This window comes from Amycolatopsis vancoresmycina, assembly GCF_000716785.1.
Classification (GTDB): domain Bacteria; phylum Actinomycetota; class Actinomycetes; order Mycobacteriales; family Pseudonocardiaceae; genus Amycolatopsis; species Amycolatopsis vancoresmycina.
Map to the genome: position 1 here is coordinate 36,245 of NZ_JNYY01000007.1, position 15,289 is coordinate 51,533.

The following is a 15,289-nucleotide window of genomic DNA, read 5'->3' on the forward strand; positions in this document are numbered from 1 at the left end:
ATGCCTATCCTGGAGCCGTGGCGAGACCCCGCAGCTTCGACGAAGGCACGGTCCTGCGCACGGCGCGGGACCGGTTCTGGTCGACCGGCTACGCGGGCACGAAGATCGACGACATCGCCGCCGCCACCGGCCTCGGCAAAGGCAGCCTCTACGGCGCCTTCGGCGACAAGCACGCCCTCTTCGTGCGCATCTTCGACGACCACTGCACCACCGCGGTCGAAGGCGCGCGCCGCAAGCTCGAAGGCCCTGACAGCGAGGCCTACCAGCGGCTCCGCGACTACGTCCTGGCCGACGCCGAGGCCGTCGTCGCGGACGACATCCACCGGGGCTGCCTCATCGCGAAAGCCGCGGCCGAGTGCGCGGAGCACGACACCGAGATCGCGAACCGCGCCCGCGCGGCGTTCCGCGAACTGAACGGCCTGCTGACCGCCTGCGTCGCGGGGGCCCAGCGCGCGGGGGACATCGCCGACGGCCACGACCCGGCCCGGCTGGCCGGGCTCCTGCTGGCGACCATGCGCGGCATCGAAGCCCTCGGCAAGGGCGGCTGCGACCGGGCCGACCTGCGCGGCATCGCCGAGACCGCCCTCGCGGTGCTGCCGGTCAAGCGTTGACGGATTGGGCCAACCGGTCTCAACTTCTTGACGGACCGACCGGTTTGTGACGAAGATCTCGGGCACCCGCCGAAAGGCCGTTTTCGCATCGTGGAAACGGAGGTCGCCCGTGTTCGTGCAGGATCTGACTCCCCTCGGTTCGCTGGGCCTGTCCGCGCTCGTCGCCGCGCTGCCGCTCGCCACCGTCCTCGTGCTGCTCGGCGCCGTGCGGATGCGGGCGCACCACGCCGCCCTCATCGGGCTGCTCGTCGCGCTCGTGGTCGGGGTGGCCGCGTACGGGATGCCGGTCGTGCAGGCCGTCTCCGGGGCGCTCGAAGGTGCCGCGTTCGGGCTGTGGCCGATCATGTGGATCGTCGTGAACGCGTTGTGGATCTACCGGCTCACCGTGCGGACCGGGCACTTCGACGTCCTGCGCCGCTCGTTCGGCCGGATCTCCGACGACCCGCGCATCCAGGCGCTCATCATCGCCTTCTGCTTCGGCGCGCTCATGGAAGCCCTCGCCGGCTTCGGCGCGCCGGTTGCGATCAGCGCGGTGATGCTGGTGGCCGTCGGGTTCCACCCGGTCAAGGCGGCCGTCGTCGCGCTGGTCGCCAACACCGCGCCGGTCGCCTTCGGCGCGATGGGCACCCCGGTCGTCACCCTCGCCCAGGTCACCGGGCTGCCGCTGCAGGAGGTCTCGTCGATCGTCGGGCGGCAGACGCCGCTGCTCGCGCTGGTCGTGCCGCTGCTGCTAGTGATCATCGTCGACGGGAAGCGCGGCCTGCGTGACACCTGGCTGCCCGCGCTCGTCTGCGGGGTCGCGTTCGGGGTCGTGCAGTTCCTCGCCTCGAACTACGTGTCGCCGCAGCTGGCGGACATCGGCGCGGCGCTCGCCGGCGCGGCCGCGCTGGTCGCGCTACCCCAGACCCGGCGTCCGGTCCCCGAAGCGGTCCGGATCGGCACCGGCGGCACGGCGACCGCCGAGGCGCCGCCGGAGGACTCGCGCGGCGACGTCGTCAAGGCGTACCTGCCGTACCTGCTCATCATCGTGATCTTCTCGATCGCCGTGCTGCCGCCGGTCAAGAAGCTGCTGGACAAGGCGACCTGGAAGTTCCGCTGGCCCGGGCTGAACGTCGCCGGGCCGAACGGGAAACCGGTCTCCGGCAACACCTTCTCGCTGCCGTTCCTCAACACCGGCGGGACGCTCGTGCTGCTGGCGGGCGTCATCACGGCGGCGTTGCTGGCCGTTTCGGCGAGCGACACCGCGCGGGAGTGGCTGGCGACGGTCAAGGAGCTGCGGTTCGCGATCCTCACCGTGACCGGCGTGCTCGCGCTGGCCTACGTGATGAACCTGTCCGGCCAGACGTCGACGATCGGCACGTTCATCGCCGCCGCGGGCGCCGGCCTGGCGTTCCTCTCGCCGGTGCTGGGCTGGTTCGGCGTCGCCGTCTCGGGGTCCGACACCTCGTCGAACGCGCTGTTCGGTGCCCTGCAGGTGACGGCGGCGCACCAGACGGGCCTGCCGGCGAACCTGCTGGCCGCGGCGAACAGCTCCGGCGGCGTCCTCGGCAAGATGGTCTCGCCGCAGAACCTCACCATCGCCTGCGTGGCGGCGAACCTGCCCGGCGAGGAGGGGAAGCTGCTGCGGCGGGTGCTGCCGTGGAGCGTCGGGCTGCTGCTGGTGATGTGCCTGATCGTGTGGGGTCAGAGCACGGCGGCGCTCAGCTGGATGCTGCCGTGACCTGCCGCCCCGCCACGCGTTCGGCCGAGCGGTTCCAGCTCCACCAGCCGTGCACGACGAGCCCGGCGAAGACGATGTAGATGGCGGCGGAGAAGTACAGCCCGGAGGAGATCTGCAGCGGGACGCCGATCGCGTCGACGGCCAGCCAGACGAGCCAGAACTCGACGAGCCCCAGCCCCTGCGCCCCGAAGGCGACCAGGGTGCCGACGAAGATGGCGGCGTCCGGCCACGGCGCCCAGGACGCGTGGAGTGCGTCGAGGACGAGAGCCATCACGGTGGTACCGACGGCGAAGGCGCCGAGCATGGCGAGCCGTTCGGCGAGCCGGCCCTTGCGGACGACGACGCCGAACACCGGGTCCTGCCGGCGCGTCCAGGCCCACCAGCCGTAGACGGAGATGGCGAGGATGGCGACCTGCCGCGCGGCGAGCCCGCCGAGGTGCGCGGAGACGTAGACGGCGAAGAGGAGCACGGTGGCCCCGACCTGCACGGGCCACGTCCACAGGGTGCGACGCTGCGCGAGGAACACGACGGCGAGCGCGAACACCTGCCCGGCGAGCTCCGCGATCGAGATCCACTGGCCGAGCACGGTGATCCCGTGGTGCAGCAGGAAGTCCACGTGACGCCCCTTTCGTCCTACCGCTCCCAACATGCTCCGGAGGAGGGGAATTCCCTAGGGAGTGTGAGGGGCGAGACATCCCGAGGCGTGGGACGGCGAGGGTCCGCCGCGGAGCGGTGGTCCGTTCACGCGGCGGACGCGGCCCGGGAGCCGGGGAAGGTGCGGCAGCTCGCCCGCGCGGCAGCTCGCCCGCGCGGCGCGGCACCCGCGCGGCGTGCCGAGCGCTGCGGGAGGTCGCGAATGACTCATTCGGGACCTCGGAAGCCGCGAATGAGTCATTCGCGACCCCGGGCGGCGACCCCGGGCGCGGTGCGGGCCCGGCGGCTTCCCCGACCGCCGGGCCCGCGCCACTCCCCTCCGCTCAGATCTGCGGGCGCGGGGTGCCGGCCGGCGGGGTCGGGGTGTTGTCCGCTCCCACCGTCGTGCGCGGCCGCGCGGCGGCCGGCATCTCGCTCGTGCGCTGCTGCGGCGTCTCCAGCTGGTGCTCCATGTTCGCCAGCCAGCCGCGCCAGCGGTCCTGGGCCGGCTTGATCAGGCCGCCGCCGAAGCCGACCACGATCACGCCGCCGATCGTCGCCAGCACCGCGATCAGGATCGGGCCGGTGATCGCCGTCGCGATGTTCACCTGGCCGAGCGCCGCGATGATGCCGAACGCCATGATCAGCCAATAAGCGCCCAGCGACAGCGGGCGTGCCGCGCCGCGGCCGGACAGCGCCGACGCGACCACGTCACGCACGACCTTCGCGATCGCCGCCGCGACCACCACGAGCACCAGCGCCACCACGATCCGCGGCAGGAACGCGATGATGTCGTTGAGCAGCTGGCTCACCGGGTTGGTCGGCCCGAACACGCCGAACGCCAGCTGCAGCGCGATCAGCAGAATGAAGTAGTAGACCAATTTGACGAGGATCGCGGTCGCGTCGATCTTCTGCTGGCCGATCTTCCCGCTCAGCCCCGTCTTGTCGACGAGTTTCCCGAAACCGGCTTTCCCGAGCACGAGCGCCAGCCCTTTCGAGACGGCTTTCGCGATCAACCAGCCTATCAGCAGGATGATCAGGAATCCCACGAGTTTCGGGACGAACGTGGCCACCAGGTTCCACGCCTGCCCGAGCCCGTCCTTCAGTTGCTGGCCCATACCGACTCCCTCCACGGATTTGCACCGGATCGTCGATCAAGTACCCAGGGGCGGCAACTCGTGCGCCCCACGATCGAGTGAGACGACTGGCGCGCGAAGATCACCCGTGGCCATACTGGTTCTACCGGTGGGGACCGGGGAGACGAGGCCGTCCGGCGCAGCGTAAACCGCAAGCGCCGGGCGGCCTCGAGCCTTTTACGGGCAAAGTGGCGGTGACCCGGCCGGCCACGCCTCACCCCGGATGTCGCGAATGACTCATTCGCGACCTCGGAGGTCCCGAATGAGTCATTCGCGGCAGCGCGCCGGGGGCCGGATGAACAGCGGGAGAACGTCAGGCGGCGCGCAGGGCGTCGCGGAGTTTCACCTTCGCCCCGGTGCGCATGACCGCATTCCGGTAGATCCGCGCGGCCAGCCAGATCAGCGCCGGAATCAGCAGCACCACCAGCCCCACCGACACCACCGCTTCCCAAACGGGCACCCCGCCCATCGCCAGCCGCATCGGCATCAGCGTCGGCGAGAACACCGGAATCACCGAAAGCACTTCGACGAACGTGTTGCCCGGATCCGACGGCAGCACCGAAATACCGATCACGTACCCGGCGATCACGAACATCAGGGCCGGCATCGTCGCGCCGCCGACGTCTTCCTGGCGCGAAACCAGCGCCCCGAGCGCGGCGAACACGATCGAGTACATGAAGAACCCGAGCAGGTACCACACGATCAGCCAGACGACCGTGCCCACGGCCGCCGAAACCGAAATCGTCAGCACGTCCGTCGCCAGCCCGGCGACCACCCCGCCGATCCCGATGACGAGCATCTGGATCAGCCCGACCACCCCGATCCCGAGCACCTTCCCGGCCATCAGCTGCCACGGCTTGATCGTCGACAGCAGCAGCTCGACCACCCGAGACGTCTTCTCCTCGACGACGCCCTGCGCCACGCTCTGACCGTTGATCATCAGCGACAGGTAGATCAGGATGCCGGCGACGATGCCCAGCACGAGCTGCTGGCCGTTGTAGTCGTACGGCTGCTCCAGCGGCGGGTCCTCGACGAACTTCGCCGCAGCGATCGCGGCCTGGAACTGCGCCGGGTTCCCGCCGAGGGCGGTCACCTGCTGGTTGACCGCGACCTGCTGGGACAGCAGCTGCAGGACGTTCGCGAGCTTGCCGTCGAGGTCTTTCTTCACCTGGACGTGCACGCTCTTGCCGTCGCCGGTGAGGAGCGCGTCGAGCGAGCCGTCGGCCAGCTTGGCGCGCCCGGCGGCCTCGTCGGCGACCTGGCTGGTCTCGACCTTTTCGTCGACGGCCTGCCCGGCCGCCTTCAGCGGCGCCGAGAAGGCGGCGGTCGCCGGGGTGAAGCCGACCTTCGCGTCGGGTCCGCCGCCGCCGGCGATCAGCTTGATCAGCACGATGCCGACCACGATCAGCAGCAGCATGATCACCGTGCTGACGCGGAAGGCCTTCGACTTCACCCGCGTGCTGATCTCGCGGGAGGCGACCAGGCCGACGGCCGCCGCCGGGCTCATCCGGACGTCCGGGACCGGGGTACTCATGCGGGAACCTCCTCGGTCGTGACGACGCTGCGGAACAGGTCGGTCAGGGACGGCTGTTCGCGGGCGAACTCGTGGACCGGCCCGGTGGCCAGGGCCGCCTTGAGCACGGCCTGGTCGTCGGCGTCCTCGCCGAGCTCGAGCTCGGTCACCGAGCCGGTGCGGCCGAGCACCTTGACGCCGGGCAGGCCGTCGGCCCACCCCTCGCGGGCGTCGGGGACGTCGACCCGCAGCCGCAGCGCGCCACCGGCCCGCAGCTCGTCGACCGTGCCGCGGGCGACCATCTGTCCACTGCGGACGATGCCGACGCGGTCGCAGAGCCGTTCCACCAGATCGAGCTGGTGGCTGGAGAACACGACCGGCACCCCCTCGGCCGCCTTCTCCTTCAGCACCTGGCTCATCACGTCGACCGCGACCGGGTCGAGGCCGGAGAACGGCTCGTCGAGCACCAGGATCCGCGGCTCGTGCACCAGCGCCGCGGCCAGCTGGACGCGCTGCTGGTTGCCGAGCGACAGCTTCTGGACCTCGTCGTCGCGGCGGCCGGCGACGCCCAGCCGTTCGGTCCACTTCTCCGCCGACGCCCGCGCGTCGGCCGCGGGCATGCCGTGCAGCCGCGCCAGGTACGTCAGCTGCTCGGCCACCTTCATCTTCGGGTAAAGCCCGCGCTCCTCGGGCATGTAGCCGATGTGACGGCGCGTTTCGTGCGTCACCGGCACGCCGTCGTAGCGGACTTCGCCGGCGTCGGCGGACAGCACGCCGAGCGCGATCCGCATGGTCGTGGTCTTGCCGGCGCCGTTGCTGCCGACGAAGCCGAACAGCTCCCCCGGCCGGACGTCGAACGTCATTTCCCGCAGGGCGACCACGTCGCCGTAGCGTTTGGACACCCCGTCTATTTCCAAACCGGTCATTCCGGTTCCCCCGTTCGGTCGTGGCCACGATCCTAGGCAGTTCGTACACGCCCCGCCTACCCTCGCGCGTTGCCGCCGGGGGCTACGAAAGTTGCGGGCACGTAGGATCGCGTCGCCATGGATGGAACCCCCGCCCCGCGCCCGGTGCCGAAGCACCACGGACTGTCCGCGAAGACGCTCCGGCGGCTGGAACGCGCGTCCGGCGACCTGGCGAGCGCGAGCATCGCGGTGATGGAGCGGCGGCTCCCGTGGTTCGCGCGGCTGCCCGCCGACCAGCGCGCGAGCGTCCTGCTGATCACCCAGGCGGGGGCCGCCGGCTTCGTCGGCTGGCTGCGGGACTCCAAGGAAGCGCTGAAGCTGACGACCGAGGCGTTCCGGGACGCGCCGGCCGAGCTGTCGCGGTGGATCAGCCTGCGCCAGGCGGTCGGCATGGTGCGGCTGGCCATCGAGGTCTTCGAGGAGCAGCTGCCGGAGTTCGCGGCGAACGAGGCCGAACGCGCCGCTCTGATCGAGGGAATCCTGCGCTACGGCCGGGAAATCGCGTTCGCGGCGGCCAACTCCTACGCCGCCGCGGCGGAGGCCCGCGGCGCCTGGGACGCCCGGCTGGAGGCGCTGGTCGTCGACGGCATCGTCCGCGGCGACGCCGAGGAGTCGGTGCTCTCGCGGGCCACGGCCCTGGGCTGGGACCCCACGGCGGCGGCGACCGTGCTCGTCGGCAACCCGCCGTCGGAGGACCCGCCGACGGTGGTGTTCGAGGTCCGCAGCCGCGCGGCCCGCGTCGGGCGGCCGGTGCTGCTGTCGGTGCAGGGCTCCCGGCTGGTGGTCGTGGTCGGCGGACCGACCGACGGCGGGGTGAAGGAGCGGGAGATCCTGACCCGGATGTCGGTCGCGTTCGCCGAGGGCCCGGTGGTGGCCGGCCCGACCGTGCCGACGCTGGCGGAGGCCCACCACAGCGCGACGGAGGCGTTGTCGGGGCTGCGGGCGGTGGTCGGCTGGCCGGGCGCGCCCCGCCCGGTGCGGTCGGCGGACCTGCTGCCCGAGCGCGCGCTGTCGGGGGACGCGGAGGCCGAGCGCCTGCTGGTGGACACCATCGCGCGGCCGCTGGAGGAGGCCGGCCCGACGCTGCAGCGCACGGTGGAGGCGTACCTGGAGAGCGGCGGCGTGCTGGAGACGTGCGCGAAGACGCTGTTCGTCCACCCGAACACGGTGCGCTACCGGCTGCGGAAGGCGGCGGACCTCACCGGCTGCCAGCCGACCGACCCGCGCGACGCCCTGGTGCTGCGGATCGCGCTGACCGTGGGCCGGCTGGCGCGGGCCCGCGGGCTTTGGTGACGCCGCGGATGTCGAAACCCGGGCCCCGGCTTCGTCTCGAAAACAGGAGCGGCACCGGGCCGGTCCACCCCCGGAAGGAGCTTCCATGGCCGTCGCCGACGACCTCGACCGCGCCACCGACTCCGCCGACCCGCAGTGGGACTGGGTCGGCGAACAGACGCGCACCTACCTGGAATCGGGTGGCACCGTGGGCCACGAGTCGAACGGGCTGCGCACGCTCATCCTCGCCACCACCGGCCGCCGGACCGGCGTGCCCCGCCGCGCCTGCCTGATCTACGGGACCTCGGGCGAGGACTTCGTCGTCGTCGCGTCCAAAGGGGGCGCCGACGAAGACCCGGCCTGGTTCAAGAACCTCGTGGCCGAGCCGAGCGTCGGGGTCCAGGTGGGCACCCGCCGGTTCACCGCCCGCGCCCGGGTCGCGTCCGCCGACGAGCGCGGGCACCTGTGGACGATGATGGCGGCCATCTTCCCGCTCTACGACGAGTACACGCGCAAGACCGAGCGCGAGATCCCCGTCGTCCTGCTCACGCCGCAGGAATTGACCCTTCCCGAGACGGCCGTCACGTGATGGACTTAACAGCGAAAGGTGATTGAACCCGACAAGGCTTCCGGGTTACGCGCGAGCTTCTGCGGCGCGTCTTTGGAGGGTTCCGACAAAGACGCCGCACAGACACTGTGAACGTCGGCATCCCGGGAAACACCGTTTGCCGTGTTTTCTTGAAGGGTGACAGCAGCAGTCCTCGCTCCCGGTCAGGGGTCCCAGGCCCCCGGTATGTTCACGCCCTGGCTCGACCTCGACGGCGCGCGCGAGCGCGTCGCGCAGTGGTCCGAGCGCGCGGGGCTCGACCTGCTCCGCCTCGGGACCGAGGCCGAAGCCGAGGAGATCCAGGACACCGCGATCGCGCAGCCGCTGATCGTCGCCCTGTCGCTGCTCACCTTCGAGCACCTCCAGGCCACCGCGCCGGTGCCCGCGGACGCGCCGGTCGCCGGCCACTCCGTCGGCGAGCTCGCGGCCGCCGCGATCGCCGGGGTGCTGAAGCCCGAAGACGCCGTCGCGCTCGCCGCCGTCCGCGGCGCCGAGATGGCGAAGGCATGCGCCCTGGAACCGACGTCGATGGCCGCGGTCATGCTCGGTGACCCCGAGCAGGTCGTCGCGTGGCTCGAAGAACAGGGCCTGACCGCGGCGAACCGCAACGGTGCCGGCCAGATCGTCGCCTCCGGCGCCGCCGACACGATCGCGAAGATCGTCGCCGAACCCCTCGAAGGCACGAAGATCCGCGCCCTCAAGGTCGCCGGCGCGTTCCACACGCGGTACATGGCGCCCGCCGAGGAGGCGATGCGCGCCCACGCCGCCGAGCTGACCCCGGCCGACCCCACCCGGCCGCTGCTGTCCAACGCGGACGGTGCCGTCGTCACCAGCGGGGCCGAGTACCTGGCGCGGCTGGTCTCCCAGGTCACCCGCCCGGTCCGCTGGGACCTGACGATGGACGGCCTGGTCTCCCTCGGCGTCACCCGCACGATCGAACTCGCGCCCGCGGGCACCCTGACCGGCCTGGTCAAGCGGCAGCTCAAGGGTGTCGTCACCACTATCACCGCGCTGAAGACGCCGGCCGAGCTGGCGGCGCTGCGCCAGGAGGACGCCTCGTGACCGACCGACCCGCCCTGAGCCTGACCACCGGCTCCCGCGGCAGCCGCGTGCTGGGTGTCGGCAGCTACCAGCCCGCGAAGATCGTCACCAACGACGACCTGTCGCAGACCATGGACACCAACGACGAGTGGATCCAGACCCGCGTCGGGATCGTCGAGCGCCGGTTCGCCGAAAAGGACGAACTGCTCACCGACATGGCCGTCGCCGCCGGCACCGCCGCGCTGGCCGACGCTCGCGTCGACCCGTCCGAAGTGGACACGGTGATCCTGCCGAACTGCACCATGCCGACGCTGATCCCGAACGCCGCCGCCCAGGTCGCCGCCCGGATCGGCATCCCCAGCCCCGGCGCGTTCGACCTCAACGCCGCGTGCGCCGGGTTCTGCTACGGCCTCGGCGTCGCCTCCGACCTCATCCGGGCCGGCTCGGCGAAGAAGGTCCTGGTCATCGGGGCGGAGAAGCTCACCGACTCGGTCGACCCGGTCGACCGGGCCAACGCGATCATCTTCGCCGACGGCGCGGGCGCCGCGGTCGTCGGCCCGTCCGACGAGCCGGGCATCGGCCCGGTGTCGTGGGGCAGCGCGGGCGACCTGGTCGACCTGATCTACATGCGCGACGAGAAGTACATCTACCAGGAGGGCCAGTCGGTCTTCCGGTGGGCGACCACGAAGATCGCGCCGATCGCCATGCAGGCGCTCGAGGCCGCCGGGCTGAAGCCGTCCGATGTGGACGTGCTGATCCCGCACCAGGCGAACCTGCGGATCGTCGAGGCGATCGCGAAGAAGCTGCGGGCCAACGGCGCCCGCGACGACATGGTCGTCGCCGACGACATCAAGTACTCCGGCAACACCTCGTCGGCGTCCATCCCCCTCGCGCTGGACCACATGCGCAAGGCCGGGACGGCCAAGTCCGGCGACGTGGTGCTGGCGGTCGGGTTCGGCGCGGGCCTGTCCTACGCCGGGCAGGCGTTCCTCTGCCCCTGATCACCGTTACGCTCCCCGCGGGCATTCGCCCGAGGGAAACAGACCCCCAGATGGACCGAGAAGGGAACTACCCCATGGCTGACAACGCTGAGATCCTCGCCGGCCTCGCCGAGATCGTCGAAGAGGTGGCCGGTGTGGCTCAGGACGACGTCACCGCCGAGAAGTCGTTCGTGGACGACCTGGACATCGACTCGCTGTCGATGGTCGAGATCGCCGTGCAGGCCGAGGACAAGTTCGGCGTCAAGATCCCGGACGACGAGCTCGCCAACCTCAAGACCGTGGGCGACGCCGTGAACTACGTGTCGGCCAACTCCAAGTAAGTCCTCTTCCCTCCTTGAGGAGACTCGAATGAGCAACTTCGACGTCGTGATCACCGGTCTCGGCGCCACCACACCGCTCGGCGGGGACGTCACGTCCACCTGGGACGGTCTGCTGGCCGGGGCGAGCGGGGTTCGCGCGATCGAGGCCGACTGGGTCGAGGAGCTGCAGCTGCCGGTCAAGATCGGCGGTCAGCTGGCCGTCGAGCCGACCGATGTCCTGCCGCGGGTCCAGGCCCGCCGGATGGACCGCTGCGAGCAGGTCGCGCTGATCGCGGCCCGGCAGGCGTGGGCCGACGCCGGGTACACCGAGCCGACCGACGAGCACACCGATGTGGACCCGGACCGCCTCGGCGTGTCGATCGGCACCGGCATCGGCGGGCCCGTCACCCTGCTCACCCAGAACGACCTGTTGCACCAGCAGGGTCTCCGCAAGGTGTCGCCGCTGACCGTGCCGATGCTGATGCCGAACGGCCCGGCCGCGCACGTGGGCATCGACCTCAAGGCGCGGGCCGGGGTGCACTCCCCGGCCTCGGCCTGCGCCTCGGGCGCCGAGGGCATCGCCAGCGGGGTGGAGATGATCCGCTCCGGGCGCGCCGACGTCGTGATCGCGGGGGGCGCCGAAGCGTGCATCCACCCGATCACGCTGGCCGGGTTCGCCCAGGCCCGCACGGTCTCCACGCGCAACGACGACCCGGCGAGCGCGTCGCGGCCGTTCGACTCCAGCCGCGACGGGTTCGTCCTCGGCGAGGGCGCCGGCGTGGTCATCCTGGAGCGCGCGGACCAGGCGAAGGCCCGTGGGGCGCGCGTCTACGCGACGATCGCCGGGCACGGCATCACCTCGGACGCCTACCACATCACGGGCAACCACCCGGAGGGCGTCGGCCAGATCGCGGCGATGCGCGCGGCGATGAAGATGGCCGGGGTGACCGCCGCGGACGTCGGGCACGTGAACGCGCACGCGACGTCCACTGTGGTCGGTGACATCGGCGAGGCGGCGGCGATCCGCAACGCGGTCGGGGAACACGTGGTCGTGACGGCGCCCAAGGGCTCGCTCGGCCACCTCGTCGGCGGTGCCGGCGCGGTCGAGGGGATCATCACGATCCTGTCGCTGTACCACGGCCTCGTGCCGGCCACCCGGAACCTGACCGACCTGGACCCGCGGGTGCAGCTGGACGTCGTCGCGGGCGAGCCGCGCAAGGTCGAGCTGACCGCGGCGATCAGCAACTCGTTCGGCTTCGGCGGCCACAACACCGCACTGCTGTTCACGGTCTGAGTTTTCGGAAAACGACAGAAGGGCCCGGCTTCGGCCGGGCCCTTCTGTCGCGTTCAGCACTTTTCGTGTTCGGGCGGCGGCCCGCCGTCCACGGCGGCGACCTTCAGGGCCTTGTCCTCGACCACCAGCGGCATGACGAGCCGCCACTTGATGCAGGGCTCGCGGAAGAACAGCGGGGCGTCCTCGATGGCCTGCTTGCTGGTGAACCCGACCAGGACGCGCAGCGAGTTCCCCGACGAGCGCTCGATCCGGTAGACGAGGGCGTCGCTGTCCTTTGTGGTGCGAACGCCCTTCTTCCAGTCGCTCTGCGACTGGGTGGCGGCCCGCTCGTCGGTGACCACGTCGGTCCACAGCGGGTACTGCTTGGTGTTGATGGCCTCGAAGTACTTCTGCAGCACCCGGCGGACGGCGTCGGCCTGCGGGTGCGCTCGCGCGTCGTCGGTCATCCCGACTTCCCCGGCCGCGCCCGGCGCGCCGCTGCTGGCCGAAGACGGCGGCGGCACCGCCACCGAGGTGTCGTCGGCGGGCTGGTCGGGCCGGCGGTAGAGCTCGCGCGCGAGCAGGCCGCCGCCGACGGTCACCGACAGCACGACGACCACGACGGGCACCAGCCAGCGCTGGCGGGAGCCGGGGGCGGGGGTGGTCACCCCGAAGAGCGTACCGGCCCCCGTCCCCGGGCTCAGCCGACCTGGTGCAGCCAGGTCACCGGCGCGCCGTCGCCGGCGTGGCGGTAGGGCTCGAGCGCCTCGTCCCAGCTCGCGGCGAGGAGTTCGTCGAGCTTGTGCGCCAGCGATTCGCCGCCGCGCGTCATGCCGACGAGGGCGCGCAGCTGGTCTTCGCCCACCACGATGTCGCCGTTGGCGCTGGTCCGGCCGTGCCACAGGCCCAGGCCGGGCGCGAAGCAGAACCGTTCGCCGTCGACGCCCGCGCTGGGCTCTTCGGTCACCTCGAACCGAATCATCGGCCACGCCTTGAGGGCGGACGCCAGTTTGGCGCCGGTGCCCGCGGGCGCGCGCCAACCGCATTCGGCGCGAAGCTGACCCGGACTGGCCGGCTGCGCCGTCCACTTCAGGTCAACGCGGGCACCCAGGGTGCCCGAAATGGCCCACTCGACGTGCGGACACACCGCAGACGGCGACGAGTGGACGTACACCACACCTCGGGTGCTGCCACGGGTGCTCACTGCTACCTCCGCTTGCTCGACGAGGGACGTCTTCCCCTACGCCCTGACTCGAGCTGCGGAACGGCTTCAGCGCGACTCCCGAATGCCGCCTCCGATGCGTTGTAGCACATTCTGCACCCCAACCGTGCCGTTTGGCCACATGAACACCACAAGTCACCCACCGCCCCACTTTCGGAGGGCACCGCGCCGTGCCGTCCCCGTGTCGCGCGGTTCGTTGCGCTGGGCGCGCTAGCGTGTTGACCCGGAACGACGAGCGGAAAGGGGCTTTCGGTGCGACTGGTGCGCCTGGAGCGGCAGCAGTCCCGGGTCGCCGACGACGTCCGGGCGGCACTGGCGTCCCTGGGCCGCGGCAGCACCGTGATCGGCGGCATCGCGTTGATCGGTGTCGGCTCGGTGACGGAGCGCCCGATCGAGGCGGTGGTCCTGCTGCCCCACGGGGTGATCATCGTCATCGGCGTGGACCTGCCGGACCCGGCCCTGCGGCTGGAGGCCCCGCTGGGAGCACCGTGGAAGGCCGACGGCTGGCCCCTGGTCACGGACGACGAAGCGGTCAACCCGGCCACGGAGGCCCTGGACCTGTCCCAGGCGTGCGAACGGCGAATCGCGTCCCTGGTCCCGGGAACGGCCCCGGTGGGCACGATCATCGCGGTGGGACCGTACGTGGAGACGGTCGACCAGCCGGCGGGCGACCTGGCGGGCCCGGTCCGCGTCCTGCACCCGACGCCGACGACGATGCTGGCGGCCACGGTGTCACTGGCCACGGCGCACCGGCCCCGGTCGGTGGACCAGGTCCGGGCGCTGATCAAGGGACTGGCCCCGTCGGCACCGGAGTTTTCGGACGAGGTGCTGCTGGGCGAAGGCTTCAGCCGGTTGACGGACGACTCGCCGCCGGAGTCCCTTTGGGACGATGAGCCGAGCGAGCCGGCTGGGGCTCCGGTCGCCGGTGGTGCGGTTGGTGCTGCTTCGGGCGGGTTGAGTGACTGGCGGACCGAGACACCGGCCGCTGCTGAGCCTGTCGTTGCCGAGGACCCCGCCCCTGCTGCCGAGGCTGAGCCTGAACGCACCGAAGTGCTGCCGCCGGAAGCCGAGCGCACCGGTGTTGTGACACCGGCCGCCGAGGATCAGCCGGATTCGGTAGCTGATTCGGCGCTGCCCGTGTTCCCCGGCATCGGAACACTGCCGCAGTCCACCCCGCCGGGTGACCCGGAGCCGGCCGAACCCGCGAGCGCGCCCGAAACCCCGTGCCTTACCGCAGCAGCAGAGCCATCCGCCACGGAATCCGGCCCGCCGTCCGAAGCCACACCCCTGAAAGCCCCGACCGCCGCGCCCCGGCCACCGCTGCCGTCGGCCGGCTCACCCAAGCCCTCCCCCTACCCCCGGCCGCGGCCCGAACCCGCGCCCGCCGCCGCGAGCTCGCGGACCGTCCGGTGGGTTCCCCTCGGTGCCATCGCCGTGCTCGTCCTGCTCGCCGTGGCCGCGATCGTCGTCGCCACCACTGGAAACGGCACCGCCGCTTCGCCCGCCCCCTCCCATACCCCCGCGCCGCCGCCCTCCACCGCGCGCAGTGCCGCTCCCAAGCCGAGCCTCCAGTTCGCGCTCCGCGCCGCCGGTGGGGACCAGGGCTGCGCGTCGCACGCCTTCGGGGACGCCCAGGCCAGCCTGCAGCAAACCAGCTGCTCAGGCGTGCAACGCGCCAGCTACGCCGCCACCATCGACGGCCGCGGCGGGGCGGTCACCGTCGGGATCGTCGCCTTTCCCGATGCCGCGCAGGCCGCCGCCTTCAAGGCCGTTGCCGACACCCCCGGCGGCGGGGGCATCCTCGATCTCGCCTCCGAGACCGGCCAGTGGGGCGCCACCCCCGCCCCGCGGTTCGAGAACGCCGCCTACGCCAGCAAGCTCGACGGCAGCTCCGTCCGGGTCGTGCAGGCCGTGTGGGCGCCGGGACCGTCCACTGCGGACGATCCCGGCCTGGTCAGGGCCGCGAAGGCCGCCCTCGACCTGCCCGCCCAGTGAC

Annotated in this window: 15 protein-coding genes; 9 read left to right on the forward strand and 6 right to left on the reverse strand. The window is 71.7% G+C overall.

The window, feature by feature from the left end:
* The first annotated feature begins 17 nt into the window (after positions 1 to 17).
* Together OO60_RS18465 and OO60_RS18470 are read left to right on the forward strand one after the other, a co-directional pair.
* Positions 18 to 611, forward strand: coding sequence for a TetR/AcrR family transcriptional regulator (locus OO60_RS18465; RefSeq protein WP_003084485.1), 594 nt, complete (start codon positions 18 to 20; stop codon positions 609 to 611).
* A 109-nt stretch (positions 612 to 720) separates the two neighbouring features.
* Complete coding sequence (locus OO60_RS18470) at positions 721 to 2,331, forward strand: L-lactate permease (RefSeq protein ID WP_003084484.1); 1,611 nt, start codon at positions 721 to 723, stop codon at positions 2,329 to 2,331.
* Here OO60_RS18470 and OO60_RS18475 read toward each other — a convergent pair.
* The 4 genes from OO60_RS18475 to OO60_RS18490 form a co-directional block, all read right to left on the reverse strand.
* A complete protein-coding gene (locus OO60_RS18475; protein ID WP_003084483.1) occupies positions 2,312 to 2,947 on the reverse strand; it encodes a nicotinamide mononucleotide transporter family protein in 636 nt (211 codons plus the stop codon). The two genes, OO60_RS18470 and OO60_RS18475, sit on opposite strands and share 20 nt — an antisense overlap.
* Positions 2,948 to 3,308: 361 nt before the next feature.
* A complete protein-coding gene (locus tag OO60_RS18480; RefSeq protein ID WP_004559013.1) occupies positions 3,309 to 4,082 on the reverse strand; it encodes a mechanosensitive ion channel family protein in 774 nt (257 codons plus the stop codon).
* 331 nt (positions 4,083 to 4,413) lie between these two features.
* Entirely contained in the window at positions 4,414 to 5,634 is a 1,221-nt protein-coding gene (locus OO60_RS18485; protein WP_004559012.1) for an ABC transporter permease, read from the reverse strand.
* Positions 5,631 to 6,539, reverse strand: coding sequence for an ABC transporter ATP-binding protein (locus OO60_RS18490; RefSeq protein ID WP_033261766.1), 909 nt, complete (start codon positions 6,537 to 6,539; stop codon positions 5,631 to 5,633). The genes OO60_RS18485 and OO60_RS18490 overlap by 4 nt, the downstream gene beginning before the upstream one ends.
* Before the next feature lie 117 nt (positions 6,540 to 6,656).
* Here OO60_RS18490 and OO60_RS18495 point away from each other — a divergent pair, with 117 nt between their 5' ends.
* The 6 genes from OO60_RS18495 (at position 6,657) to OO60_RS18520 (ending at position 12,092) form a co-directional block, all read left to right on the forward strand.
* Positions 6,657 to 7,871, forward strand: coding sequence for a PucR family transcriptional regulator (locus OO60_RS18495; RefSeq protein WP_033261767.1), 1,215 nt, complete (start codon positions 6,657 to 6,659; stop codon positions 7,869 to 7,871).
* A gap of 85 nt (positions 7,872 to 7,956) precedes the next feature.
* Entirely contained in the window at positions 7,957 to 8,439 is a 483-nt protein-coding gene (locus OO60_RS18500) for a nitroreductase family deazaflavin-dependent oxidoreductase (RefSeq protein ID WP_004559009.1), read from the forward strand.
* A gap of 156 nt (positions 8,440 to 8,595) precedes the next feature.
* Entirely contained in the window at positions 8,596 to 9,519 is a 924-nt protein-coding gene (locus tag OO60_RS18505; RefSeq protein ID WP_081656010.1) for an ACP S-malonyltransferase, read from the forward strand.
* Positions 9,516 to 10,499, forward strand: a complete 984-nt coding sequence (locus tag OO60_RS18510) for a beta-ketoacyl-ACP synthase III (RefSeq protein ID WP_004559007.1) — start codon at positions 9,516 to 9,518, stop codon at positions 10,497 to 10,499. The genes OO60_RS18505 and OO60_RS18510 overlap by 4 nt, the downstream gene beginning before the upstream one ends.
* A 74-nt stretch (positions 10,500 to 10,573) precedes the next feature.
* On the forward strand, positions 10,574 to 10,819 hold the full coding sequence (locus OO60_RS18515; RefSeq protein ID WP_004559006.1) for an acyl carrier protein: 246 nt from the start codon (positions 10,574 to 10,576) through the stop codon (positions 10,817 to 10,819).
* Between the two features lie 28 nt (positions 10,820 to 10,847).
* A complete protein-coding gene (locus OO60_RS18520) occupies positions 10,848 to 12,092 on the forward strand; it encodes a beta-ketoacyl-[acyl-carrier-protein] synthase family protein (protein ID WP_004559005.1) in 1,245 nt (414 codons plus the stop codon).
* 53 nt (positions 12,093 to 12,145) lie between these two features.
* On the opposite strand, the gene OO60_RS18525 is transcribed toward OO60_RS18520, so the two are convergent.
* Complete coding sequence (locus OO60_RS18525; RefSeq protein ID WP_004559004.1) at positions 12,146 to 12,739, reverse strand: hypothetical protein; 594 nt, start codon at positions 12,737 to 12,739, stop codon at positions 12,146 to 12,148.
* A 32-nt stretch (positions 12,740 to 12,771) separates the two neighbouring features.
* Positions 12,772 to 13,275 carry a DUF3145 domain-containing protein gene (locus OO60_RS18530; protein ID WP_081656009.1) on the reverse strand — a complete coding sequence of 168 codons (504 nt, stop codon included), beginning with the start codon at positions 13,273 to 13,275 and terminating at the stop codon, positions 12,772 to 12,774.
* A gap of 270 nt (positions 13,276 to 13,545) precedes the next feature.
* On the opposite strand from OO60_RS18530, the gene OO60_RS18535 reads away from it, so the two are divergent.
* A complete protein-coding gene (locus OO60_RS18535) occupies positions 13,546 to 15,288 on the forward strand; it encodes a hypothetical protein (RefSeq protein ID WP_004559002.1) in 1,743 nt (580 codons plus the stop codon).
* Position 15,289 lies beyond the last annotated feature (1 nt).

What these genes read in the sequence shown, in the direction of transcription:
- OO60_RS18520 (WP_004559005.1), top strand. Translation starts at nt 10,848, where the DNA reads ATGAGCAACTTCGACGTCGTGATCACCGGTCTCGGCGCCACCACACCG.
- OO60_RS18480 (WP_004559013.1), bottom strand. Translation starts at nt 4,082, where the DNA reads ATGGGCCAGCAACTGAAGGACGGGCTCGGGCAGGCGTGGAACCTGGTG.
- OO60_RS18490 (WP_033261766.1), bottom strand. Translation starts at nt 6,539, where the DNA reads ATGACCGGTTTGGAAATAGACGGGGTGTCCAAACGCTACGGCGACGTG.
- OO60_RS18485 (WP_004559012.1), bottom strand. Translation starts at nt 5,634, where the DNA reads ATGAGTACCCCGGTCCCGGACGTCCGGATGAGCCCGGCGGCGGCCGTC.
- OO60_RS18500 (WP_004559009.1), top strand. Translation starts at nt 7,957, where the DNA reads ATGGCCGTCGCCGACGACCTCGACCGCGCCACCGACTCCGCCGACCCG.
- OO60_RS18495 (WP_033261767.1), top strand. Translation starts at nt 6,657, where the DNA reads ATGGATGGAACCCCCGCCCCGCGCCCGGTGCCGAAGCACCACGGACTG.
- OO60_RS18515 (WP_004559006.1), top strand. Translation starts at nt 10,574, where the DNA reads ATGGCTGACAACGCTGAGATCCTCGCCGGCCTCGCCGAGATCGTCGAA.